Raw genomic sequence first — 23225 nt, forward strand, 5'->3', positions numbered from 1 at the left:
CCCATGTGATGACTATGTCACAGCCAATGGGCAATCAGCCACTTATCGTTCTTTCAGAGGACAGCCAGCGAACCTCCGGGCGCGACGCGCAGTCCATGAACATCACCGCCGGTAAGGCGGTCGCAGAGGCCGTACGTACCACACTCGGCCCGAAAGGGATGGACAAAATGCTCGTGGATTCGATGGGCGACGTCGTCGTCACGAACGACGGTGTCACCATCCTGAAAGAGATGGAAATCGAGCACCCGGCGGCCAACATGGTCGTCGAAGTGGCGGAAACACAGGAAGACGAAGTCGGCGACGGGACGACCAGCGCGGTCGTCGTCGCCGGTGAACTCCTCCAGAAGGCGGAGGACCTCCTCGAACAGGACATCCACGCGACCACGCTCGCGCAGGGATACCGACAGGCCGCCGAGAAGGCCAAGGAAGTCCTCGAAGACGCCGCGATCGAAGTCGACGCGGACGACACCGAATACCTCGAGAAGATCGCCGCCACGGCGATGACCGGCAAAGGTGCGGAGAACGCCAAGGAACACCTCGCGGAACTCGTCGTCAACGCCGTCCAGAGCGTCGCCGACGACGACGAGATCGACACGGACAACATCAAAGTCGAGAAGGTCGTCGGCGGGACCATCGACAACTCCGAACTCGTCGAGGGCGTCATCATCGACAAGGAGCGCGTCCACGACAACATGCCGTACTTCGCCGAGGACGCCGACGTCGCCCTCGTCGACGGTGCACTCGAAATCAAGGAGACGGAAATCGACGCCGAGGTCAACGTCACCGACCCCGACCAACTCCAGCAGTTCCTCGACCAAGAGGAAAAACAGCTCCGTGAAATGGTTGACTCGCTAGTCGATGTCGGCGCTGACGTCGTCTTCGTGGACGGCGGTATCGACGACATGGCACAGCACTTCCTCGCCCAGGAAGGTATCCTCGCCGTCCGACGCGCAAAATCCAGCGACATGGAAAAACTGGCTCGCGCGACGGGCGCAACCCTCGTGAATAGCGTTGACGACATCACCGAAGACGACCTCGGCTTCGCCGGTAGCGTCGCACAGAAGGACGTCGGCGGCGACCAGCGCATCTTCGTCGAGGACGTCGAAGAGGCAAAATCCGTCAGCCTCATCCTCCGCGGTGGCACGGAACACGTCGTAGACGAAGTCGAGCGCGCAATCGACGACAGTCTCGGTGTCGTCCGCGTCACACTCGAGGACGGCAAAGTCCTCCCCGGCGGTGGCGCTCCGGAAACGGAACTCGCCCTCGCACTGCGCGACTACGCCGACAGTGTCGGTGGCCGCGAACAGTTGGCTGTCGAAGCGTTCGCCGACACGCTCGAAGTCATCCCACGCACGCTTGCCGAGAACGCCGGACTCGATCCCATCGACTCGCTCGTTGACCTTCGTAGCAAACACGACGCTGGCAACGCCAGTTCGGGCCTTGACGCCTACACCGGCGATATCGTCGACATGGAAGAAGACGGCGTTGTCGAACCGCTCCGAGTCAAAACGCAGGCAGTAGAGAGCGCGACAGAAGCCGCTGTCATGCTCCTACGCATCGACGACGTTATCGCCGCAGGCGAACTGAAGGGCGGTCAGGTTGGCGACGATGACGAGGACGCAGGCGGCCCACCGGCAGGCGGCATGGGCGGCATGGGCGGCATGGGCGGTATGGGTGGCATGGGCGGTGCGATGTAACTTCCGACAGGAACTTCATCACACGGCCGACCCCGTATCCGCTTCCACAACTGCATCGCTATCGACCGTTCGAACGCTTTTTTGAAGATCAGTCTCGTAGCGAGTCGAATCGTTCCGCAAGAACCAGATAGGGTTCGATAGTGTCTCTATGGCTGGCCAGCGTTACGTGTCCATCTTTCACGACGGCGAACCCAGCGTCTTCGAGTTTCGGAAGATGACTGTGATGTAATTGAGCGTGAATACGTCGTGGGTCGCTGTCGGATTCCTCGGAAGCAATGGTCTCTGCGAGATCGGAGACGGATATCGACTGATTCTGACCGAGGAGTTCGGTAAGCACGAGTCGACGGCGGGCACTCGCAAGCGTGGAATAAACGACTGACGGCGCTGGCGTATTGATTTCGTCTTGAGTGGGCATCGTTGGTTGAGAGGGTCGGACTGGAACTGAAATTTGTACTCGTTTCTCCGATCGAGACGTTCTACTTCGTTCATGTACGTCGAACACTCTCAACGTTGGCCTTACAAATCAGGCAATATATTTCACTCACCCAGGATAGCGTTCGAGACGAGATGCGATTGCGCACGTCGAAGACGTTCTGAAACTGATTGTTTACTAATATCGAGCTGCGAGCTCAGATCTTCGAGCGTCGCGTCGCGCGGTACGTTGAAATACCCGACTTCGTACGCGGCGACGAGCGCTTCGAGTTGTGGCTCAGTCAGTTGAAATGCCATTTGTTCGTCGCCTGGCGTGTACAGTCGTCGCAGTGAGAAATCGATTCCCTCGTTGGCACAGAACTGTTGAAACTCGGCGAGCGCATCACGGTCGGGAAATCGAATCCGTCGTCGCCAATCGCCCGCTCTGCCCTGCCCAGCCATCGGAATCGCACCCAGTTTCCGATATGCGGGATACACGGGAAGAATGTCGTCGTAGGCTATTTCTAGTCGGTACAGTTTTCGACTGTCGAGGTCTTCGATGATCGCATGTGACGCGATCGTTTCGTCCCGTTCGATGGCGGTATCGAACGACGTAAAATCGTCGCCACTCACCCAGACGATGAGCAGTGGCGTGTAGCCTGCCGCAACGATCTGTTGGTCGAGTTCGACGGTCATCCCCGGAGCGGCTTCGAGCGTCGGTGTCAACACGAGGGTCGGAGCATGAATAGTGAACTCCGCGATAACGCTCATGACCGTAACGACTCGCTCCGGGGTCTAAGAGTTACTGATACCCGACTAATTGCCGACGTCGAGCGTGAACTGTTCGTGTTCGCTCGCGGCGTTCAACACGACACTCGTGTTGCTCTCTTTGATATCCGGGTCGATGAGTAGTTTCTTGATTTGCTCGTTCATTCCATCCGTATCGGTGAACTTTCCGATAGCGATGATGTCGTAGTCACCCGTGACTTCGTAGACGCTGATCATTTGGTCGTGGTCCTGCAGTCGTTCGGTTACCTCGGGCAAGGCATTCCCCTCGACTTTTAGCTGAACGATAGCCGTCACGTCGTAGCCGAGCGCGTCGTAATCGACTCGGGGAGTGTACCCCTGAATAACCCCCCGTTCCTCCAAGTCTGCAAGGTGGTTCGAGATCGTCGTCACCGACACGTCCAGTTTTTCAGCGAGGCTTCGAAGACTTGCCCGACCGTCACCAAGTAGTTCGTTTACTAGCTTCGCATCAAGATTTTCGTACGTCATTACACCAACCATCCCACTCCATGCATTAGAATTTAACGAATATCCAATTCTGGGCAAAAATTGCACAATTGACCAACCGTTACAGTTTTAATGGTGGATGTATTTGCGTAGACTGTCGATAAAGATGACAGACGGAAATATTGCCGCGACAGAAGAGGAAGGGTTGAACAAAGAGGAGCAGGACGTTCTGGAAGCGATCGAGCGCGAAAACGTCGACTTCGTCCGTCTCCAGTTTACCGATATCACGGGAACCGTGAAAAACGTCAGCATCCCGGCTCATCAAGTCGAAAAAGCGTTCGAAGAGGGGATTTGGTTCGACGGCTCTTCCATCGAAGGCTTCGCGCGAATTCAGGAAAGCGACATGCGCCTCGAACCCGACCCATCTACGTTCGCCGTCCTCCCATGGCGCTCGAACGGTGAAACCGCGAGTGCCCGTCTCATCTGTGACGTGGTGAACACGGACGGAACGCCGTTCTCAGGAGGACCACGACAAGTCCTCAAACGCGTTCTCGATAAAGCCGATCAGATGGGCTACTCCGTCAGTATCGGTCCGGAACCCGAATTCTTCCTGTTCGAAAAGGACGACGAGGGCAAGGCAACCACCATTCCGCACGACTCTGGCGGCTATTTCGACCTCGCACCGAAAGACATGGCCAGCGACGTGCGCCGGGAAGTCATCTTTACACTAGAGCAGATGGGCTTCGAAATCGAAGCCAGCCATCACGAAGTCGCGGACGGCCAGCACGAGATCAACTTCAAATACGACGATGCGCTTTCGGCGGCCGACAACATCGCAACCTTCCGCGCAGTCGTCCGTGCGGTCGCGGAACAGAACGACATCCACGCCACCTTCATGCCCAAGCCGATCTCGGCAATCAACGGCTCGGGCATGCACTGTCACATGAGCCTCTTCGACGAGGATGGCAACGCGTTCGCCGACGAGGACGATGAGTTCAACCTCTCCGAGACGGCATACAACTTCATGGGCGGCATCCTCGACCACGCCGAGGCGTTCACGGCAATCACTAACCCGACGATCAACTCCTACAAGCGTCTCGTGCCGGGTTACGAGGCACCCGTCTACGTCGCGTGGAGTGGTGTAAACCGCTCGGCACTCATCCGTGTACCCGACGCAGCAGGCGCGAGCTCGCGCTTCGAAATCCGCAGTCCAGACCCGTCGTGCAACCCCTACCTCGCGCTCGCCGCTGTCATCAGCGCGGGACTGGACGGCATCGAAAACGGGGCCGACCCCGGCGAACCCGTGCGTGAAGACATCTACGAGTTCGACGACGAAAAGCGCGAAGAGCACGGAATCACCATGCTTCCCGGAACCCTCATGGAAGCCGTCGATGCGCTCCAAACGGACGAAGTCGTCACGGAGGCGCTCGGCGACCACGTCGTTGAAAAGTTCGTCACGGTCAAAACCGCCGAGTACGACGATTACAAAACCTACGTCAGTGGCTGGGAGAAGGACCGCTACTTGGAGAAGTTCTAAACTTCGGCGGCGCGGCAACGGTTCTCTTATCGATTCTGCGACAGTAAGAACGGTGACGATATTCCTTCGCTTCGGCTACTGGCCGGCGATTCGCGGATACGCGATTACGCCGCCCTGAACGACAGCGTTGATCACGAACACGGCAGCGAGTGGAAGTGAAAATTTGAGACCGACGTAAGAGAGTGCGCCAAATAGCGCTATTCCGACGACACATGCAGCGTAGCTCACTGATTCGTCGGATCTGCCGAGCACCAACCACAGCAGCAAGGCACCTACCGCACCCCCGACCGCGGCGGTTGGGTCGAGGAGACCATTTTGGGCCGGCGACGTACGCACTGTCAGGAGTACAGCGGCCAGCGCGAAAACGACCGCGAGTCCGAACGTCGGAGTCGGTTTCCACCGGAGTCCCTTGATGATGAACGCCAGATACGCGAGTCCAATAGCGACACCGGCCACGACGTCGACCGCGAAGTGGACGCCGAGGATGAGTCGTGAGAGGACAACCAGCGTAACGATGACCACCGCGCCGACGATACGAACGTTGCGACTCCATCGGTCTACAGCCAAGGCGAGTAGGCCCCAAAATACGGTCGAACCGAGGGCATGGCCGCTCGGGAAACCGTAGCCAGTCGCCTCGGTGAACTGGAGCGCTGCGTTCGGTCGGGGAAGTGCGAAGAACTCCTTCAAGGCGAGCGTCAACGAGAGTGCACCCAGCGTGCCAGCGAGAACGAAGGCAAACCGCTCCCGGTCGTCACCGAGCCAATAGCAGAGCGTCCCGACGAGAAGGAGAAACCATGCATCACCCAGTTGCGTAACGTAAACGAATATCTCCGGTACCCACCCCGGCAACGTCTCCCGAAGCAGTTCGACGACACCCCATCCCCGAGACATAATCAGGAGCGCCAGTTTCTGATTCGGCCACTGACACGACCCGGAACACCGACCGCACTGACGCCGAATCCGATGAGCACCATCAGTGTGTACAATCCGAGCGTCGAGAGCCAGATGACGAGCATGGCGGCGATCGCCCATCCGCTTTCGAGCCATCGGAACGCTCCGAGAGTCATGGCTGTCCCGTACAGAAGAACGAGATACGGACCCCACCCGCGGGCGTGTCCGCGGCGCATCCGTCTGCGAACGTATCGCTTTAGCTCCGACTCCAGTTCGGGTTTCTGAACCGTGCGCTCGCTAACATCGTGCTCGAACTCCTCGAACTCCGATTGGAGGCGCTCGACGTCGCCGTGCAGTTCGAGGATATCCGGGGCAGACTGCTCTGTATCGTCGGTCATATACTCTCCTGAATCTACCTGCTGTTTGCTGTTGGTTTCCCCCGCGTCTTTAGTTTTCCTGAAAGGCCCTCCAGCGAGGACGGCGTTCACCACCGCACCGAGAAGGAGCACGATGGCACCCAGATAGAGCCACGAAACCAGCAAGAGCGCACCTCCGAGGACGCCGTACGCGGTGAACTGTGCCGCCGATTCGACGTACGTCTGGAACACCACCTGCAAACCGACCCAACTCACGGTTGCGAGCACCGTTCCCGGAAGTGCCTCCAGAACAGTCACGTCCGCATCCGGAAAGAAGTAGTAGAGCGGAAGGAACACTGGCACGAGCGCAAAAAGGATGACCACCGCGGAGAGGGCCTTTGCGAATGGAACCCATCCGAACGCGGAAAACACGATGTTGCCGACCGCGAGTCCGACGAGTGCCAATCCGACGACGACGACGACGATGAGCGCATCGACCAGCGTTTCGAAAAACGATTCCACCCCGTTCGAATCGTACACTCGCGAAAACGCCTTGTCCAGACCGCGAAACACCCTGAGCGTACTCCATATCAGAACGAGCACACCAACGATAGTTGCACCCCCACGGCCCGACCGGTTGGTAAACGCCTCATAGATAACCGCCTCCGCGGCGGGTGAGAGGAATCGTTGAGCGGTTTCGACGATTTCGGTGGCGATGCCTTCACCGCCGACAATGGAGACGAGTGCCAATCCCAGTAGGAGTGCAGGGAGTATCGAGACGAATGCGTAGAACGCGATTCCGGCGGCGAGGAACGTGATTTCCTGTTCGCGTACCTCGTCCGTGATTTCGCCGATAGTCGCTCGAAAATTCACACCTACTAATTAGGCGAAAACGCACTAATAATTTCGCTACTGGGTTGCGATCCGGATTTCTTCGACGCTCGCCGGCGTCTTGAACGTCGTTCCGCCGTAGTGGGCACGCGAAGCTTCGTAGCCAGCATCCCGGAGCCAGTCCAAAAAGTCGTCCATTCCGGAGGCCGACCGCGTCCACTCCTTACAGAGCCTGTGTTGATCGTAGTGGGTAGGTTCGTGGAGTTCGCCTTCGAGTGCGTCCAGGAGTTTGTTCGCGCGTTTTACGCTTCCCATATCATCGGTGACGTTCTCGCGCACTTCGGCGACGAATTCCGCGTCGTGAGTCGCCCCGAGCCAGACCGGACCAGCGGTGAGAACACGGTTGCTATCGCAGGCAGGGCAGGTTTCGGGCGGGTTGGCGATGAGGCCGTATTCGTAGTCGCGGTGGAGACAGTCCTCGCAGTGGTAGACGTGGCCGAGTTCGTCCATCGCGGCGTTCGCGTCGGTCGCGCTGTGGTCGAGTTCGAGGTAGGTCCGGACGTAGTGGTTCGTCGCATGGGTCAGAATCGGCGTGATACCCGTGTCGTATCGGGCGGCAGTTCGGGCGAGCGCGGAGAGGAGGATTCGAACGCCGACTTCGGCGTGGTAGTCGGTGTTCCGCGGAATGGCGCTGTACTTTCTGACCCCGCTGTGGAAGTGTGCGCCACAGAGCGGAGCGGTGTCGGTTGCGGTGACACAGACGAGGTCACGGGTGTTGGCGAAGGCGGCGTCGGCGAACGGTATCGGCGTTCCGAAGGGGTCGATGTCCACGATGTCGAAGACGGACTCGTGCATGAGCGCGTTGGCGTTCCGATGAACGACTTCGCCCGGCAAGTCGTTGCGCTCGAAGTTCTCCCGACAGAGGTCGATCGCATCGGGGTCGATGTCCGCACAGGTGACGTCCCAGCCGTTTTGCGCGGCGCGAATGCCACGAATTCCCGAGGCAGCCATCGCGTCGAGATAGCTCTCTGCTCGTGGTTCTCGGTCGCGATACGTTCGCAAGACGGCGACCGTGAGGTCGCGATTCAACTCCTGTACCGGATTGAAGAACACGTCGTCGGTGATGCTGTCGCCGTCCTGTTCGGGGACGACCACCTCGACTCCTCCTTCGCGGACGTTCATGGTTCCGATTCCGCGTTCCGGGGCGAAAAGCCCAGCGAGTTCGACTGCGAGGAGGATGTGTCTCTGGCGTATCCGTTTTTATCGAGTGGATAGAGACTTTGCCCCGGGTTTTGGTAGCGTCGTGTCGGGTTCAGCGACTAAAGGTATCGTTACGTCAACCTCTTCAGTAACGCTTCGTCTGGCGCGTAGCACCCACGAACACCACAACCTTACCGAACCGTATTCCTATACGCTATCGGAATGGGTTTATTTCGGCCGTCCGAATCGCCCATCCGTGCGTCCGGTGTATCCATCCCGTCGTCAACACCCGCCCACGGAGGGAAATCCGTGAATCCCGTCGAGCAGTGGCAAGCAGACCTCGACGACGTGGAATCGTTGACGCCGGACGTCGTCGACCGAATCCTCACCGTTCACGACGACCGGGGGATGCAGGCAATCGAGGCGGTGTCCGAACAACGAGTCAAGCAGTATCAGGATTTTGTGGTCGTTGTTGGATTCGAGGACGAGTATATCGTCGAGGGAGGATGCACCTGCCGGGACAGCGAGTACAATCTCGACCCCGAGGACCCGACGGAGCTGTGTTGGCACGCCCTCGCCGTGGAAATCGCACGACGAATCGATGCCATGGACCACCACGACATGTGGTATTCGGACGTTCGCGAGTTCCTTTGAAGAGTCGGACCGAAGCGGATCCCCCCCTCAGCCGTCCGCACAGATTTCGACGAAATTCTGCAGGATTCGAAGCCCCGTCTCGCCGCTCTTTTCGGGGTGGAACTGCGTCCCGAACACGGTTCCAGACTCGTTGGCCAAGATGCTTGGGAACCGAGTTTCGTAGTCCGTCGTAGCAACTATCGCGTCGTCGTTTTCCGGCACGGCATAGTAGGAGTGGACGAAGTAGGCGTACTCCCCATTGACACCGTCCACGAGCGGGTGGTCGCGTTCGACGGATAGTTCGTTCCACCCCATGTGTGGGACCTTCTGCCCGTCGCCGAATCGAACGTTCGTCCCCGGAATGCAGTCGAGTCCGGTTACTTCCCCTTCCCCGGCACGTTCCGCTTCCTCGCTCGTCGTCAACAGCATCTGCATTCCGAGACAGATGCCGAACACCGGCGTCCCGCTTTCCGCGGCTTCGACGAGCGCTTCGCGATACGGCCCGGCGTTTTCGACTCCTTCACGGAACGCCCCGACCCCCGGAAGAACGATTCCGTCCGCGGTTTCGAACGTGGCGGGGTCGTCGGAGATTTCGACAGCAGCCCCGGCGCGCTCGAGACCGCTGACGGCGCTTCGAAGGTTGCCGAGTCCGTAATCGACCACGACGACCGAGGCAGTTCGTTCCATCGTACCTGGTCCCTGTTCCATACCAGTCGATAGCGACTCGGCGTACAAACGGCTTTGTGTTTTCTCCGATTTCACCGCTATGTGGAACCGGTGACCTCGGACGAAACGTCCCACAACTGATGAGCGAATCCGCGTCGGGATACGGACGGCGTTCGTTCCCACCTTCGGCCGACCGTTCCGTTTCGATATTCATCTATAAATAATTCGACTCGATAGATGGGAGTATGAACTCTTCGCCCTCCTCGCTTTCCAGACGCGGATTCCTGACCGCTTCCGGAACGGCCGGAATAGCCGGTGCAGTCGGAAGTGCACAGACGACTACGACAACCGGAACGGCAGGTAATGCGCCCGAGCCGAATTGGACGATTTCGCGGTCGGGCGTCGAAGCGTACTATCCGGTGACGGCGGCGGACGGAGTGGTGTACGTCATCGGTTCCTCCAAGTCGAACGGCGGCGACCCGCGTACCACCAGCGTCCTCGCAATCGAGGAAGCGACCGGAAACGAGTTGTGGAAGAAGACGTTTCTGTCGCTTCAAAATCTGGTCGCCGAAGCCGGCACGGTTTTCGTGGTCGGTGCACCCAGCAGCAGCGAAACGAGGGAAGACCGAGCGCTCATCGCGCTCAGCCCCAAAGACGGTGCCGAGCGATGGCGACGACCCATTGAAAGGTATATGAGCCGACTGGCGTTCGACAGCGAAACGGTCTACGCCACCGAGCGATTCAACGTCGTCGCATACGACATCGACTCCGGAACGGTTCGCTGGAAGAACGATATCGAAAGCGAACGGGGTTACTCGCTCGACCATCGTGACGACTCCGTATACGTTGGTACGGAGAACGGCGTGTATGCGTTCTCGGCCGGTTCGGGAAGGGAACGATGGAAGCGAAGTGGGGCAGAGATCACGGAGTCCTCCCAGGAAGGAGACGCCACACTCAGGTTACATTCGGTAACCGAGAAGGCGATTATCTGCCAAATCCGTGGAACGATAGTCTCGCTGAATCCCGACGGTTCGACACACTGGACGAAATCGTTGGACGATGGGGGCTATTCGGCGCCGGAGGTACACGACGGTACGTTGTATCTCTGGAACGAGAACCTGGTCGCGCTCGACGTAGCCGACGGAAACGTACGCTGGGAGTACGAGAGTACAGTTAGACACGGTCAACGACCGATCGTGGCCGACGGGGCGGTGTTTTTGAACACCGGAAAACGGATCATCGCGGTGAATACCGACGGTTCCGAACGATGGACGTACGAGCTTCCAGCCACGGATAATTTACACTTTTACTGGGGAGACATCGTGGAGGGAGTCCTTTATACGATACATTACTACCGACTGTACGCTTTCACAACCGAGGATGGAACCGTCAAATGGTCGTTCGAGGTGGACGAGGAGCCAACGATGCTCTCCGTCTCGGAAGAACACGTAATCCTCGGAACCAGAGGATCCGTGTATGGGTTTATCCGCCAGCGACCGTTTCCAGCGATGCTCGTGGACGAGACGACGGATTTTCTCACAAGCAGCGCAGGGTTCGCCCTCTCGGGTGTTCTCCTCGGGACCGGTGTCTTCGCAGCGTACCGTCGAATGAACGCGGAAACGGAATCCACCGAGGTGGAATCAGGGACGGAACCCGAGCTAGAATACGGCCACCTCGAACGCCTCGGGAGCGACGAGTTCACCGAGACGTATCGTGTCAGAAAGCGCGGTGAGGACGGTCCACACGTCGTCACCAGACGGTATCTAACCGACCCGAATCGCACCGAGGAGTTCAGCGCAGCAGTCGAACGCTGGGCCGACCTGAGCGACCGGCGGGGAGTCGTCCCGATTCTCGACTTCGACGACGGTTGGGTCGAACTACCCCACTACGGTGGCGGGTCGCTCGCGGACTGCGAGCGACCCCTCGAAGAACAAATAGAGGATCTCTCCGCCGCAAACGCGACGGTTCACCGAGCACATCTAGACGGGATGGTTCACGGCGGCCTCACGCCCGAGTCGGTTCTCTTCGACGGGGACGGAAAGACCGACGTGAGCGACTGGGAACTTGCCATCGCTCTCGCGGAGTATCGCGATACCTCGGCGTACGACGCACCGGAACAGGTTGCGGGGAGCACAGTGGACGAACGGACAGACGTGTATCGCCTCGGTGCGATTGCACGGTTCCTCGTGACTGGCAACACGCCCCATGTCAGTGCCGAGGAGGTTCCGTCCGCTGATTTCGACTCGTCGGTCTCCCGTGAGGTGGATGCGGTGCTTTCGAAAGCGATGGCAGACGACCCGAACGACCGCTACGAATCGGTCGTGAAGTTCGATGATATGCTCCGGTGGGCGACGTTTCGCGCTTGAGTCGGACGAGAAAGAACGAAATAGCTCCACGCCGTCATATGATTCGGGGGAACCAATGTGGTCACAGGGTTACTGATAATCGGACTGTTCGTCGCCGTTTTCGTCGGCTACAACATCGGGGGGTCATCGACTGGCGTCGCGTTCGGTCCGGCCGTGGGGAGTCGAATCATCGGAAAAGTCGGGGCGGCAGGCCTCTTCACTGCGTTCGCGCTCTGGGGAGGCTGGACCGTCGGAAGGAACGTCATCGAAACGATGAGCGACGGCATCGTTCCGGCGAGTCAGTTCACGCTCGAAACAAGCATCATCGTGCTCTTTTTTGCGGGGTTTGCACTCCTCATTTCGAACTTGTTCGGCGTGCCAGCGTCCACCTCGATGACAGCGGTCGGGGCGATCGTCGGACTCGGTCTCGCCACCAACACGTTGAACGAGTCGATAATGTTCACCATCGTCTCCGCGTGGATCATCGCACCGCTCGCCGCGTTCTGGATCGGAATGGTCGTTGGCCGCTACATCTACCCGCATCTCGACGCTCGCTTCTCGTTTTCCCGAATCGAGGGAGGACTCTTTCGACTGGACCGCTCCGGAATGGTTCCCCTTCCGAAACTCAACGATGGTGTAGGGAAACGCGACCTCGTCGGTGCGATTTCGGTGCTGGTTATCGCCTGCTACATGGGCTTCAGCGCAGGGGCATCGAACGCGGCGAACGCGGTTGCCCCGCTCGTCGGCAACGGAGCCATCACCATCGAACAGGGGATTCTGCTCGCAATCGGCGCAGTTGGTCTCGGCGGATTCACCATCGCCCGCCGGACGCTCGATACGATCGGCGACGGCATCACCGATTTGCCGATACTGGCGGCGCTCATCGTCTCGATAATTGGTGCGACGATCATCACCATCCTCTCCCGACTCGGAATTCCGGCGAGTCTCGCGGTCAGCACCACCTCGTGTATCATCGGACTCGGATGGGGGCGGGCCAGTCGTGCGGTGTCGCTCGCGGACGCAGCGGAATCCGCGATGCAACCGGAACCGACGCCCGACGTGGACCTTTCGACTGGGGCACTCATCGCCGAGACCAGCGAGACGGAGGTTCCGCCCGGCCCGACCATTGGCGAGGTCGCGGAGGGCGAGATGCCGACCCCACGGGCATCACGAGACGGTGGTGAGACGGCAGACGTTCCGCCGATCGGCGAGGAGGATATCGAGGAACTGGCCGCGGAAACGCTCTTCGACCCGGCCGCGACGAGCCGAATCGTCGTACTGTGGGTCCTCTCCCCGACCGTTTCTGCGGTCGGATCGTACGTCCTCTTCGAGTTTATCCTCGGAACGGGGTGAACCGACGGACGAGTGAACTGACAAACGAATGGACCGGTAGACGAACCCTCGTCCACCGCGGGTCGTGGCATAATCAGAGAAAATCGTTTTACTCGATTGCGGTCGTGACCGCTCATATGGGGGAACACGTTCTCGTTCCGATAGATGGGTCGCCAGCATCGGAGGCGGCGCTCGACTACGCGCTGACGATACCCGACGTGGAAATCACGGTTCTCACGGTCGTCAATCCGTTCGACATCGACCCGCTGTCGCCGGGGTATCAGTCACCACTCGGAAAGGCAGGAATGCCAGCCTACTCACAGGAGTGGTACCAAAAGGAGTGGGATAACGCGAAGGAGCTTCACGAGGAGCTGCGGGAAACGGCGGGTGACGTGCCGTTCGAGGGCACCATCAAGATGGGACAGCCGTCGAAACAGATACTCAAATACGCCAAATCCCACGACGTGGACCACATCGTGATCGGAACCCACGGAAAGGAGGACATCTCGACCATCCTCCTCGGCTCCGTCGCCGAAAAAGTGGCACACCGCTCGCCGATGACGGTGACTATCGTGCGGTAGAGGAGACGGGATGGGCTGGCGTCGTGTCCTCAATCAACGAGTCGTTCGATTTCGGTGACGAGAATACCGCTGGCACCGAGTTGCTTAACCTCGTTGATGGTCTCGAACACTTCGCGCTCGTCGACGACGGTGTGCACCGCGACCTTTCCGTTGCCGGCGATGTCCATCACGGTGGGGCCGCCGAGGCCGGGAATCACGTCCCGAATTTCATCCAGTTTGTCCTCGGGCGCGTTCATCATCAGGTAGCGTTTGCCCTCGGCGGAGATGACGGACTGGAGCGCCATCATGACCTGTTCGACCTTTCCGTCATCGGCCATATCGTCGCGGGCGAACAGACGAACCGAACTCGATAGCACCTCATCGATGATGCCGAGACGGTTGACCTTCAAGGTCGTACCTGTGCTCGTGATGTCGATGATGGCGTCGGCCATATCGACGTGCGGAGTGAGTTCGGTCGCGCCACTGACCTCCACGATTTCGGGATCGACGGATGTTTCGGCGAAATACTGCTTTGCGATGTTCGGAAACTCGGTCGCGACCGTTCTCCCTGCGAGGTCGGCGACATCGTCGATATCGCCGTCCTCGGGTGCGGCGAGAACCAGACGGCACTGGCCGTAGCCCAAATCGAGCAAGTCGACCACGTTTCCGGGGTTCGCTTCTCGCATCTGGTCGAGGCCGGTGATTCCAATATCTGCCGCACCATCGCTCACGTACTCCGGGATGTCTGCCGCGCGGGCGAAGAGCAACGTCACGTCCGGATCAACCGTGTTCGCGTACAGCTTTCGGTCTGCTCCGTCCACGACATGCAGTCCCGCGTGTTCAAGCAGTTCCATCGACGGGTCGTGCAACCTGCCCTTGTTGGGGACGGCGATTCGCATTATCTCCGCATCTGTCCGCCAGACGGATTACTCTTGCTTTCCCGGCGCGGACCGCAATCCATCAAAGTCATGCAAGAGGATGGACAAGCAGTACGCATGACGACCCTCCGAATCGCGGACGGGCAGGTACTGCGACCGGACATGACCGTGGAACGCGCCGACGTGCTGGTGGACCAGGACGAGGGAGAAATCCTCGCAGTCGATCCACCGAACGAGATTTCGGATGCTGACGAAACGTTGGATGCGAACGACGGCCTCGTGATTCCCGGTCTCGTCAACGCGCACTGTCACGCCGCGATGACGCTTCTCCGTGGCTATGCCGACGACAAACCCCTCGAATCGTGGCTCAGGGAGGATATCTGGCCCGTTGAGGCGGAGCTGACATCGGAGGACATCCACGCCGGAACCGAACTCGGCTTGCTGGAGATGATTCAGTCCGGAACGACTGGCTTCGCGGACATGTACTACCACGTCGATGAAGTAGCCGAAGCGGTCGAAAACGCGGGAGTTCGTGCCCGGCTCGGTCACGGCGTCGTGACGATTGGCCGGGACGAAACGGCCGCCCGCGAGGATTTCGAAACCAGCCTCGAAATCGCGGCGGAGTTCTACGGTGCCGCCGACGGGCGCATCTCCACGGCAGTGATGCCACACAGCCTGACGACGGTCGGTGAGGAGTACTTAGCGGAATACATCCCAAACGCCCGCGAACTCGGCGTCCCACTCCACTATCACGCAAACGAGACGAAAGACGAGGTTGCACCGATCGTTGAAAAACGGGGTGTGCGACCGCTCGAATATGCCCGCGAGATGGATATGACAGGCGCGACCGATTTCGTCGCTCACGGGGTTCACGTCAACGAAACCGAAATCGACCTGCTCGCGGAGACGGGAACCGGCGTCGTCCACTGCCCGGCCTCGAACATGAAACTCGCCAGCGGGATGGCACCCGTCCAGGCAATGTTGGACGCGGGCGTCACGGTCGGACTGGGGACGGACGGCGCGGCATCGAACAATGACCTCGATATGTTCGGCGAGATGCGCGACGCGGCCATGCTTGGGAAACTCTCGGCCAACGACGCGAGTGCGGTCGACGCGGAAACGGTCGTCCGAATGGCGACCGAGGGAAGCGCGACCGTCCTCGGTTTCGACAGCGGTCGAATCGAAGAGGGTGCGAACGCCGACCTCGCAGTTCTCGACCTGTCGGTGAGTCATCTCACGCCACGTCACGACCTCGTCAGTCACCTCGCCTACGCCGCTCGCGGCAGCGATGTGAAGCATACGGTTTGTGACGGGAGGGTGCTCATGGCGGACAAAGAGGTGCTCGTGATGGACGAAACGTCGGTTCGAAAAGAGGCTGAAAAACGAGCAACGGACGCCATCCGACGTGCATCCGACTGATTTCGGCGAAACGCGTTTGCACTGGATCTCACACGATACGTTTTCGGCCGACCGCCTTCGGTAGCATTTTGGGTGCGCTCGTTCTTTTCTACAGCATGGCAGAGTATCCATCGATCAGCGAGCAACTCGACGACGTCGAGTCCGCTCGCGTCGAAGGGCATCGGAAGATGGACTGGGCGCGACAGCACATGCCGATCATGACCACCGTCAGGGAGGAGTTCGAATCGGAGAAACCCCTCGACGGCCAGCGAATCGGGATGGCAATGCACGTCGAAGCGAAAACCGCCGTGCTGGTCGAGACCCTCGCAGAAGGTGGCGCGGAAGTCGCCGTCACGGGGTGCAACCCGCTCTCGACCCACGACGACGTGAGCGCCGCGCTGGACGAACATCCGAACATCACGAGCTACGCCAAACGCGGCGTGGGCGACGAGGAGTATTACGAAGCAATCGAGGCAGTCATCGACATCGAACCGACCGTCACGGTGGACGACGGGATGGACATGGTCGCCGCAATCCACGAGGACCACCCCGAGCTTATCGACTCCGTCGTCGGCGGCTGTGAGGAGACGACGACCGGCGTCCACCGACTCCGCGCGATGGACGAAGACGGCGCACTCGACTACCCCGTCTTCGCCGTCAACGACACGCCGATGAAACGCCTGTTCGACAACGTTCACGGCACGGGCGAATCTTCGCTCGCCACCATCGCCATGACGACGAACCTCTCGTGGGCCGGAAAGACCGTCGTCGTCGCTGGCTACGGCTACTGTGGCAAAGGCGTCGCGAAGAAGGCGGCAGGCCAGAACGCGAACGTGGTCGTCACGGAAGTCGAACCGCGGCGCGCGCTCGAAGCCCACATGGAAGGCTACGATGTCAAGCCGATGGCGGAGGCCGCGAAAGAGGGCGACGTGTTCATAACGACGACTGGCAACCGCGACGTTATCACGGAAGACCATTTCGACCTGATGAAGGACGGCGTCCTCCTCGCCAACGCGGGTCACTTCGACATCGAAATCGACCTGAATCAGCTCTCCGACCTCGCCGTCAGCGAGCGGGATGCCCGCGATGGTGTCCACGAATACGAGATGGAAGACGGACGGCGTCTCAACGTCCTTGCCGAGGGCCGTCTCGTCAATCTCGCCGCACCGCTCGCGTTGGGTCACCCCGTCGAAGTGATGGACCAGAGCTTCGGCGTACAGGCCGCCTGTGTCCGCGAGATGGTCGAAAATAGCGAGAAATACGACGCTGGCGTCCACGAGGTGCCGGACGAGTTGGACAAGGAGATCGCGGAGATCAAACTCGAAGCGGACGGCGTGGAGTTCGACTCGCTCACTGACGAGCAAGCCGACTACATGGGTAGCTGGCAGCACGGAACGTAAGCGTTCGACGGTAATTGGTTTTTGTCGGTCGATAGCGCGACACCGTCGAGGCGACGGGATTAAACCACGAGCAAAGAGAGATATGGACACGAATGGCGAACGCGAAAGGCGATAGACGGGAGCGCGAACTCGTCAACAGATTGGACGAGGAAGGGTTCGCGGTCATGCGCGCCCCGGCGAGCGGTGGTGCCACCCAGCGCGAACTGCCGGACGTGCTGGCCGGAAACGGCGACGTGTTCTACGCTATCGAGGCAAAATCCAGTTCCGGAGATCCGATTTATCTCACCGGGGAGGAAGTCGAGGCGTTGGTTTACTTTTCGCAGAATTTCGGCGCGAAACCCAAAATCGGCGTGCGTTTCGACCGGGAGGATTGGTACTTTTTCCACCCGGCGGACGTCCATCAGACCGACGGGGGCAACTATCGAGTCAAAAAGGAAACCGCATTGGAGGAGGGCGAACCGATGGGGGCGCTTCAAACCGACGATGACGAAGAAGCACCCGAACACGGGATCGGAGACGTTCTCAACGCTGTCGCGGAGGGAATCCTCTCGGTGGACGAGGCAAAGGCGATGCTGGAGTAACCGCTCTCGAAACTCGCAAAGAACACCGGCGGAGTCGCTACTCGGACTCCGGGTCCGGAAAATCGGTTAGTTCGGATTGGTCTGCGGGCGGTTCGGGGCGTCGAAGCCGCGAGCGCGGGAACGAGTAGCGACGCAGATGTGATGGCCGTAACTGCTCGGGCCGCAATCCCGCCGGAATCGGGTAGAGCACTTCCACCACGGGGTCGTCCGGTGGGTATCCTTCGTTCGCCGGATACTCGGCCACGGTACAATCCTTGCCGGGTACTTCGACCGTATCGGCGCGGAACCCCGGCATTCGGACGACGACCATCAAGTCGCCGGTGTTCCGGTCGATGACGGGTTCGCCGGACTGAAGCTCGCAGTGTTCACAGAAGTGAACGGCGTCCGCTAGCTGTTCGTCCACGAAAACGACCGCCTCACAGCGGGCGCATTCGACCGCCTCCTTGCCCGGGGGTGGGACCCGTCCTTCGTTGATTTCGATGGCCACACGACGGAGGTGTTTGCACTGAACCCCGCGCATCATGTGGTCGGGACAGGTACAGCGGCCGCCGAGCAAGTCGGCGAAGTAGGTGTGGTCGCTCTGGCTTTCGACTTCGTAGAGACCGCCACCGAGCGGCGTGACGGCCATTCGCTCCGCTCTGGCACGCTGTGAGCGAGGATCAGTCTCGCCAGTGTCGGCCAGCGGAGCCAACGATACTTTTCTGGAAGCGGCTGTGTTCATTGTGTTGCTTCCTCCTACGCGAAACGAATACGGCGAAAATCAGCACGTTCCGGCGTCTCGGCGGTCGTTTCTACGTGTAAAAGGTACGTGCTGGAAGGGTGTAAGGGTTTCACCTGTTCTCGCAAGTGTCAGGTCGTTTTTCGATTTATGTTGAGGGTAATGGCCCGTTGAAAGTGGACGTCTTCGTGTTTTTCGTCGTATTTTCCGAAATCATGGGTCTGTAGCTGGCGCTTCGATATTGCCCGCAGGTGCCGACTCCAAAACGACCGCCACCACAATCGGGCATGTGGCCCGAACCGAGGGCCGCACGCCCTCCGCATCCTCCCCAATGTTCGTGTGCCTTCGCCGACCGTTGGCACGACGCCCCGCATGCGGTTTCGATCCACGAGTTGCAATCACACCGAAAGTCGATATTCTATCGCATGGATTGAAACCAGCAATCACGATAAACGCTCAGTTCAACGAAACTCCCGCTCCCGACTTCGAAGCGGAGAACTTTTGACGGAACCGCGGGAAACGCCGGACATGAATATCGAGGGCGAGAAGCTTCGTGACATCGTCGTCTCCGTCGTGTCGGTCGGTCTATTTATCGCAGTCATGCTCGTTGTCGGCAGCCAGTTCGATAGCGGCGGTCTCACGGAACAGGGAGCGCTCGCCGTCGTCGCCGTCATGGTCGGGTTCGTGTTGCTGATGACCGGAGTCGGTCTGTGGCTGGCGAACCAACACTAACGATCGCGCCAATCGGTCACGGTACCGTTCTCGTCCAGCGCGTCCTCGTAGTAGACCAACGGATGCGTAATCGTCTCACAGCGGTCGTCCTTGTTTACACAGTCATCGTATGCCTGGAGCGTCGCACAACTCGGTGGCGCGAACTGTGCGGTACGCTCGTCCCGCACTCGTTCGATTCGATAACGTAGCCGGTCCGCACGTGCCGACCCACGAACTTCACAGAGCGCCTGAATCTCGTCCGTGTCGAGCCCGATGCTGGCGAGAAACGAGACGAGGGAAAATTCCGAAGCGGGGGCGAGGCGTTCGCCGTCCCGCACGTCCGCGAGCAGGGCCTTCATACAGGGAGGGAATAGACTCGGTGCGAGCGTATCGATGTCGTGAGAAAAGTCGGCGTCGGTGAACGACGATTCGAGTTCCGACACTTCCTCGGACAGCGCATCCTCGATTTCCTCCGGGACGGAAAGGGGGAGGTCGGAGGCGATTCGCATCTCAGTAGACGCCCGAAGCAGTTCGTTGAGTTCCGCCCGCGAGACGCCGACGTAGCCGTTCGATAGTCGCCGCGAGGCAAGTCGCCACTCGTCGTCGGAAAAGTCACTGATGAGCGAAAGGTACGGCCCGACTGCGACGCCGAAATCGTCCTCGCGCTCCACGACCGATTCGGAGAGGTCGAAATCGGCCACCAGCGTATCGAGCGTGAGTGAGGCTCCCCGTGTACTCTTCAAACCGTCGTCCGGGGCCTCGAAGTCAGCGACGAACTGCTCGTAAGCTGTTCCCGCCTCAGCACTGGCGTACTTTTCGACAGCGCCGGGAGCATCGAGGAGCGATACCAGCATCCTCGCGATCGGATACGAGAGTACCTCGGCAGTCGTTCCCCATCGCCGTCCATCCGCTACCGGACGAACCGTTCCATCCAGCAGTGCGCGGCGTACGCGCTCCACACCACGCTCAACCGCCGGATGGCGGTCACCCTCACCGGCGATGATCTCGGCGAGGTTGACGTTCGCATCCCGAACCGCCTCACGAGCAGCTGTGAGAAACGGGTATCGGGCGTGGAGCGAATTCATACTCGCCAATTCGTGCGGTCACGAATAAACGCGACGGTCGCACGGTAACGGTCGATTACCCGCGGTCGCTGAGACGGAAATCCGGCGTTTCCCGACCGCACTGGAATCCAATCATCTATTACCGACGCGTGAGAAGCGGGTTCCGTGCCACGTTTCGCGTATCCGTGTCCCGACTGCCGAACCACGACGAACCTTCACGGCCCGGACTGCCGGTTCGATGGCGAGCCGTGGGCGGACATCGAAAAGTCGTACACGGACATCATCGCGGTGCTCACGACCGACTCGCACGCGGAGGCGGAACTCCGAGAGGCGGTTCACGGGCGCTGGGATGCGCTCCATGCGGCCGCACTTGACCGCCTCCGACACGAAAAACGCATAGTCGAGAGCGACGGTGCGCTTCGACTCCTCACTGCCGACGAGTTCCGAGAGACGGTGTCCGAACCGAGTTTCGAGCCGATGCAGACGATTTACGAGAAAGGAAGCGTTCCGGGAACCCACGACAACGCCGTCTTCGCCATGATCGCATGGTACGAGATGGTCGGCCTATCGTGGCCCGAAACGCGCGAGAACGTCGTCGAATGGCTCCACAAGAGCGGGACGTGGAGTCGCGGTGGCTTCGAAGAATCCTCACCCGAAGAGTTGGTCGAGAGCAAGCGACACGTCTACGAGGCAGGTTACGGGTGGAAAGAGAAAGCGCAGTCCACGAAGGCGGTTATCGACCGGAACCTCTGATTTGTGTCGTATCGGTCAGTGGATGGTGGCAACGCCCGTCGCTTCGTCGGCGTCGGAGGCGTGAAATCGAAGAAATCGAACGATCAGTCGCTCTGGATACGCGGGGCGAGCATATACGTAACTTCGCCCATTCCCTCCGCGGTTTCGAAGTGCATCTTCAGCGGGAACTCCTCGCCGAGGTCGATGGTCACTTCGCCGTTTTTCGGGAGTGCCTTGTTCATGTCCTTCAGATAGTCGAGACTGAAAAGTGAGTGGGCAGGACCTGCCGTAAGGTCGATGAGGTCGTCGGTGTCGAGTCTCAGATCGACGTTGTCGGTGTCGCCTTCCGCTTCGACGTAGAATACGTTCTCACCTTCATCCACACCGAGTGCGATGTGGTCGGAAACCATGTCGGCGGCCTTGACCGCTCGGTCGATATCCGACCCTTCGACGACGATGGTCGCGGGGAGATCGAGATCAGGGATATCCGGCTCTTGTCGGATAGAGTCCGGGTCGATAAGCGCGAGAGTGTACTCCAGCCCGTCGATTTTTATGTGAAGCTTTCGGGTTTCCTCGTCCAGTTCCATTTCGATGAGTTGGTCGGAACTGGCCATTCCTGCGATGCTTTCGAGCCGGTCCAAATTGACGCCGATGACGCCACCATCGGCCTCGTAGGATTCGAATGCCTCGTTTGAGAGTTGGAGGTCGACCATCCCGACGTTCGCCGGGTCAACCGCCTTGATAGCGAGGCCATCCTCTTCGAGGTGGATTTTACACTCATCCACCAGAACGCCCACGGAATCGATCGTCGTCCGGAGCGTATCCGCGCTCACGATAGCCTTGAACATGTTGGCGATTGCTACGAAACGGCGGCATAAAAAGTCACCCGTTCGCGCGCGCGACGTGTGCGCATGACAAACTATCAGTTTCTGCCCGACTCACCGTTTCCCACCGATTATTACGCCCGATACCAAACAGATTTTTGATAAACGTTTTACGGTAGAAGGTGTTTTTCCCGTATATGTCGCAGGAGTGGCGGCCAGACGGATATACGCTCGACGAAGACGACCCACGATGGGGTATTTGCGACTACTGCAAGAAGAAGGTCTTCGTCGGCGGGAAGAACAAATCGGATCTCGTCCGACATCAGGACGAATGTGAGTACCGCTAGCTGTTTTTATCTATTTTGGCGAGGAGCGATCCGCGAAGTGGAAGACGACGAGAGGAGCGAACGAAGGGCGTTTACGCCTCGGAGCGATAACACACAGCAACAGATGGCTCGCAAAGACCACTATTACAACAAATCAAAGCAGGAAGGGTATCGATCCCGGTCTGCCTACAAGCTACAGCAGTTGGACGAAGAGGCACATCTCATCGACGCGGGAGAAACTGTTATCGACCTCGGTGCCGCCCCTGGCGGCTGGCTTCAGGTCGCAAAGGAGAAAGTCGGCGATGCCGGAACAGTCGTCGGTGTGGACCTCCAGCGAATCGACGAGGTGGACGGCGTCGAAACGATTCGTGGCGACATGACCGAGGAGAAAACGCGCGAAAAAGTCCGCGAGACGGTGGGCACCGCTGACGTGGTGCTCTCGGACATGGCACCGAACATGACCGGCGAGTATAGTCTCGACCACGCTCGCTCGGTTTACTTGGCTCGGCTGGCGTTCGAGACGGCGCTGGAAGTGCTCGACAGCGGCGGCGACTTCGTCGCAAAGGTGTTTCAGGGTCCGGATTTGGACGACCTGCGCGCCGACATCGAGGACGAGTTCGAGTACGTCAGAACGATGAGCCCCGACGCCTCGCGCGATGAGTCCTCCGAAGTGTATCTCGTCGCCCGTGGCTACCTCACATCACCCGTCGAAGCGGGCGACACCCTCGAAGTGACCATCGAAAGCGTCGGTAGCGAAGGCGACGGTATCGCAAAAGTAGACGGCTACACCTTGTTCGTGCCGAGCACCGAAGCGGGCGACACGGTCAAAATCCGCGTCGAAGAAGTGAAACCGCGGTTCGGGTTCGCGCAACGGATCGACTGACGAGGCCAGTCGTCAATA

At 59.5% G+C, this 23225-nt stretch carries 24 protein-coding genes; 13 read left to right on the forward strand and 11 right to left on the reverse strand.

All coding sequences use genetic code 11. The annotated features are described in order from the left end of the window. Positions 1–26 precede the first annotated feature (26 nt). Positions 27–1697, forward strand: a complete 1671-nt coding sequence (thsA, locus tag OOF89_RS04835; protein ID WP_266079860.1) for a thermosome subunit alpha — start codon at positions 27–29, stop codon at positions 1695–1697. 88 nt (positions 1698–1785) lie between these two features. On the opposite strand, the gene OOF89_RS04840 is transcribed toward thsA, so the two are convergent. From OOF89_RS04840 to lrp, 3 genes are all read right to left on the reverse strand, one after another. Then, a complete protein-coding gene (locus OOF89_RS04840) occupies positions 1786–2112 on the reverse strand; it encodes a DUF7344 domain-containing protein (RefSeq protein ID WP_266078923.1) in 327 nt (108 codons plus the stop codon). A 122-nt stretch (positions 2113–2234) separates the two neighbouring features. Beyond that, on the reverse strand, positions 2235–2879 hold the full coding sequence (locus OOF89_RS04845) for a helix-turn-helix domain-containing protein (protein WP_266078924.1): 645 nt from the start codon (positions 2877–2879) through the stop codon (positions 2235–2237). Between the two features lie 45 nt (positions 2880–2924). Next, positions 2925–3383, reverse strand: a complete 459-nt coding sequence (lrp, locus tag OOF89_RS04850) for an HTH-type transcriptional regulator Lrp (protein ID WP_266078926.1) — start codon at positions 3381–3383, stop codon at positions 2925–2927. Between the two features lie 124 nt (positions 3384–3507). Between lrp and glnA the strand changes: the two genes are divergently transcribed. Continuing rightward, the gene (glnA, locus tag OOF89_RS04855; protein WP_266078927.1) at positions 3508–4878 is read left to right on the forward strand and encodes a type I glutamate--ammonia ligase; all 1371 of its coding nucleotides are present in this window, start codon (positions 3508–3510) and stop codon (positions 4876–4878) included. Positions 4879–4953: 75 nt separating this feature from the next. Here the strand turns inward: glnA and OOF89_RS04860 are convergent, their stop codons facing one another. The 3 genes from OOF89_RS04860 to OOF89_RS04870 are packed head-to-tail and all read right to left on the reverse strand — an operon-like array spanning position 4954 to position 8138. Then, positions 4954–5769, reverse strand: a complete 816-nt coding sequence (locus tag OOF89_RS04860) for a phosphatase PAP2 family protein (protein ID WP_266078929.1) — start codon at positions 5767–5769, stop codon at positions 4954–4956. Between the two features lie 2 nt (positions 5770–5771). Next, on the reverse strand, positions 5772–6998 hold the full coding sequence (locus tag OOF89_RS04865) for a YihY/virulence factor BrkB family protein (protein ID WP_266078931.1): 1227 nt from the start codon (positions 6996–6998) through the stop codon (positions 5772–5774). A gap of 36 nt (positions 6999–7034) precedes the next feature. After that, the gene (locus OOF89_RS04870; RefSeq protein ID WP_266078932.1) at positions 7035–8138 is read right to left on the reverse strand and encodes a tRNA (guanine(26)-N(2))-dimethyltransferase; all 1104 of its coding nucleotides are present in this window, start codon (positions 8136–8138) and stop codon (positions 7035–7037) included. Between the two features lie 327 nt (positions 8139–8465). On the opposite strand from OOF89_RS04870, the gene OOF89_RS04875 reads away from it, so the two are divergent. Continuing rightward, the gene (locus OOF89_RS04875; protein WP_266078934.1) at positions 8466–8810 is read left to right on the forward strand and encodes a hypothetical protein; all 345 of its coding nucleotides are present in this window, start codon (positions 8466–8468) and stop codon (positions 8808–8810) included. A 27-nt stretch (positions 8811–8837) separates the two neighbouring features. On the opposite strand, the gene hisH is transcribed toward OOF89_RS04875, so the two are convergent. Continuing rightward, positions 8838–9497, reverse strand: coding sequence for an imidazole glycerol phosphate synthase subunit HisH (hisH, locus tag OOF89_RS04880; protein ID WP_266078936.1), 660 nt, complete (start codon positions 9495–9497; stop codon positions 8838–8840). A 203-nt stretch (positions 9498–9700) separates the two neighbouring features. Between hisH and OOF89_RS04885 the strand changes: the two genes are divergently transcribed. From OOF89_RS04885 to OOF89_RS04895, 3 genes are all read left to right on the forward strand, one after another. After that, entirely contained in the window at positions 9701–11821 is a 2121-nt protein-coding gene (locus OOF89_RS04885; protein ID WP_266078937.1) for an outer membrane protein assembly factor BamB family protein, read from the forward strand. Positions 11822–11878: 57 nt separating this feature from the next. Next, a complete protein-coding gene (locus tag OOF89_RS04890) occupies positions 11879–13153 on the forward strand; it encodes an inorganic phosphate transporter (protein WP_266078938.1) in 1275 nt (424 codons plus the stop codon). 116 nt (positions 13154–13269) lie between these two features. Then, complete coding sequence (locus tag OOF89_RS04895; protein WP_266078939.1) at positions 13270–13713, forward strand: universal stress protein; 444 nt, start codon at positions 13270–13272, stop codon at positions 13711–13713. Between the two features lie 29 nt (positions 13714–13742). Here the strand turns inward: OOF89_RS04895 and hisG are convergent, their stop codons facing one another. Then, complete coding sequence (hisG, locus tag OOF89_RS04900; protein ID WP_266078940.1) at positions 13743–14591, reverse strand: ATP phosphoribosyltransferase; 849 nt, start codon at positions 14589–14591, stop codon at positions 13743–13745. 96 nt (positions 14592–14687) lie between these two features. Between hisG and OOF89_RS04905 the strand changes: the two genes are divergently transcribed. The 3 genes from OOF89_RS04905 (at position 14688) to hjc (ending at position 17949) form a co-directional block, all read left to right on the forward strand. Next, entirely contained in the window at positions 14688–15989 is a 1302-nt protein-coding gene (locus tag OOF89_RS04905) for an amidohydrolase (protein ID WP_266079862.1), read from the forward strand. Positions 15990–16084: 95 nt separating this feature from the next. Continuing rightward, positions 16085–17368 (forward strand): adenosylhomocysteinase, encoded by a 1284-nt coding sequence (locus tag OOF89_RS04910; protein ID WP_266078941.1) that lies wholly within the window; start codon positions 16085–16087, stop codon positions 17366–17368. A 92-nt stretch (positions 17369–17460) separates the two neighbouring features. Next, a complete protein-coding gene (hjc, locus tag OOF89_RS04915) occupies positions 17461–17949 on the forward strand; it encodes a Holliday junction resolvase Hjc (RefSeq protein WP_266078943.1) in 489 nt (162 codons plus the stop codon). A gap of 37 nt (positions 17950–17986) precedes the next feature. On the opposite strand, the gene OOF89_RS04920 is transcribed toward hjc, so the two are convergent. Then, on the reverse strand, positions 17987–18670 hold the full coding sequence (locus OOF89_RS04920) for an SWIM zinc finger family protein (protein WP_266078945.1): 684 nt from the start codon (positions 18668–18670) through the stop codon (positions 17987–17989). 525 nt (positions 18671–19195) lie between these two features. On the opposite strand from OOF89_RS04920, the gene OOF89_RS04925 reads away from it, so the two are divergent. After that, positions 19196–19399: a DUF7472 family protein gene (locus OOF89_RS04925; RefSeq protein WP_266078947.1), complete on the forward strand. Its 204-nt coding sequence runs from the start codon at positions 19196–19198 to the stop codon at positions 19397–19399. Here the strand turns inward: OOF89_RS04925 and OOF89_RS04930 are convergent. After that, positions 19396–20463 carry a DNA primase large subunit PriL gene (locus OOF89_RS04930; protein ID WP_266078949.1) on the reverse strand — a complete coding sequence of 356 codons (1068 nt, stop codon included), beginning with the start codon at positions 20461–20463 and terminating at the stop codon, positions 19396–19398. The two genes, OOF89_RS04925 and OOF89_RS04930, sit on opposite strands and share 4 nt — an antisense overlap. A 144-nt stretch (positions 20464–20607) precedes the next feature. On the opposite strand from OOF89_RS04930, the gene OOF89_RS04935 reads away from it, so the two are divergent. Then, positions 20608–21195, forward strand: coding sequence for a DUF7474 family protein (locus tag OOF89_RS04935; protein ID WP_266078951.1), 588 nt, complete (start codon positions 20608–20610; stop codon positions 21193–21195). 83 nt (positions 21196–21278) lie between these two features. Here the strand turns inward: OOF89_RS04935 and OOF89_RS04940 are convergent, their stop codons facing one another. Next, positions 21279–22022, reverse strand: coding sequence for a DNA polymerase sliding clamp (locus OOF89_RS04940; RefSeq protein ID WP_266078953.1), 744 nt, complete (start codon positions 22020–22022; stop codon positions 21279–21281). 173 nt (positions 22023–22195) lie between these two features. Here OOF89_RS04940 and OOF89_RS04945 point away from each other — a divergent pair, with 173 nt between their 5' ends. Both OOF89_RS04945 and OOF89_RS04950 read left to right on the forward strand, forming a co-directional pair. After that, positions 22196–22345: a hypothetical protein gene (locus OOF89_RS04945; RefSeq protein WP_266078955.1), complete on the forward strand. Its 150-nt coding sequence runs from the start codon at positions 22196–22198 to the stop codon at positions 22343–22345. Between the two features lie 103 nt (positions 22346–22448). Further along, complete coding sequence (locus OOF89_RS04950; protein WP_266079864.1) at positions 22449–23207, forward strand: 23S rRNA (uridine(2552)-2'-O)-methyltransferase; 759 nt, start codon at positions 22449–22451, stop codon at positions 23205–23207. Positions 23208–23225 lie beyond the last annotated feature (18 nt).

Origin of the sequence: Haladaptatus caseinilyticus (assembly GCF_026248685.1) — an archaeon.
GTDB lineage: Archaea > Halobacteriota > Halobacteria > Halobacteriales > Haladaptataceae > Haladaptatus > Haladaptatus caseinilyticus.

Bases quoted from the DNA above. Each gene is read 5' to 3' on its own strand.
- thsA (WP_266079860.1), top strand. From the start codon at position 27: ATGGGCAATCAGCCACTTATCGTTCTTTCAGAGGACAGCCAGCGAACC.
- OOF89_RS04840 (WP_266078923.1), bottom strand. From the start codon at position 2,112: ATGCCCACTCAAGACGAAATCAATACGCCAGCGCCGTCAGTCGTTTAT.
- OOF89_RS04845 (WP_266078924.1), bottom strand. From the start codon at position 2,879: ATGAGCGTTATCGCGGAGTTCACTATTCATGCTCCGACCCTCGTGTTG.
- lrp (WP_266078926.1), bottom strand. From the start codon at position 3,383: ATGACGTACGAAAATCTTGATGCGAAGCTAGTAAACGAACTACTTGGT.
- glnA (WP_266078927.1), top strand. From the start codon at position 3,508: ATGACAGACGGAAATATTGCCGCGACAGAAGAGGAAGGGTTGAACAAA.
- OOF89_RS04860 (WP_266078929.1), bottom strand. From the start codon at position 5,769: ATGTCTCGGGGATGGGGTGTCGTCGAACTGCTTCGGGAGACGTTGCCG.
- OOF89_RS04870 (WP_266078932.1), bottom strand. From the start codon at position 8,138: ATGAACGTCCGCGAAGGAGGAGTCGAGGTGGTCGTCCCCGAACAGGAC.
- hisH (WP_266078936.1), bottom strand. From the start codon at position 9,497: ATGGAACAGGGACCAGGTACGATGGAACGAACTGCCTCGGTCGTCGTG.
- OOF89_RS04885 (WP_266078937.1), top strand. From the start codon at position 9,701: ATGAACTCTTCGCCCTCCTCGCTTTCCAGACGCGGATTCCTGACCGCT.
- OOF89_RS04895 (WP_266078939.1), top strand. From the start codon at position 13,270: ATGGGGGAACACGTTCTCGTTCCGATAGATGGGTCGCCAGCATCGGAG.
- hisG (WP_266078940.1), bottom strand. From the start codon at position 14,591: ATGCGAATCGCCGTCCCCAACAAGGGCAGGTTGCACGACCCGTCGATG.
- OOF89_RS04905 (WP_266079862.1), top strand. From the start codon at position 14,688: ATGACGACCCTCCGAATCGCGGACGGGCAGGTACTGCGACCGGACATG.
- OOF89_RS04910 (WP_266078941.1), top strand. From the start codon at position 16,085: ATGGCAGAGTATCCATCGATCAGCGAGCAACTCGACGACGTCGAGTCC.
- hjc (WP_266078943.1), top strand. From the start codon at position 17,461: ATGGCGAACGCGAAAGGCGATAGACGGGAGCGCGAACTCGTCAACAGA.
- OOF89_RS04920 (WP_266078945.1), bottom strand. From the start codon at position 18,670: ATGAACACAGCCGCTTCCAGAAAAGTATCGTTGGCTCCGCTGGCCGAC.
- OOF89_RS04925 (WP_266078947.1), top strand. From the start codon at position 19,196: ATGAATATCGAGGGCGAGAAGCTTCGTGACATCGTCGTCTCCGTCGTG.
- OOF89_RS04930 (WP_266078949.1), bottom strand. From the start codon at position 20,463: ATGAATTCGCTCCACGCCCGATACCCGTTTCTCACAGCTGCTCGTGAG.
- OOF89_RS04940 (WP_266078953.1), bottom strand. From the start codon at position 22,022: ATGTTCAAGGCTATCGTGAGCGCGGATACGCTCCGGACGACGATCGAT.
- OOF89_RS04945 (WP_266078955.1), top strand. From the start codon at position 22,196: ATGTCGCAGGAGTGGCGGCCAGACGGATATACGCTCGACGAAGACGAC.
- OOF89_RS04950 (WP_266079864.1), top strand. From the start codon at position 22,449: ATGGCTCGCAAAGACCACTATTACAACAAATCAAAGCAGGAAGGGTAT.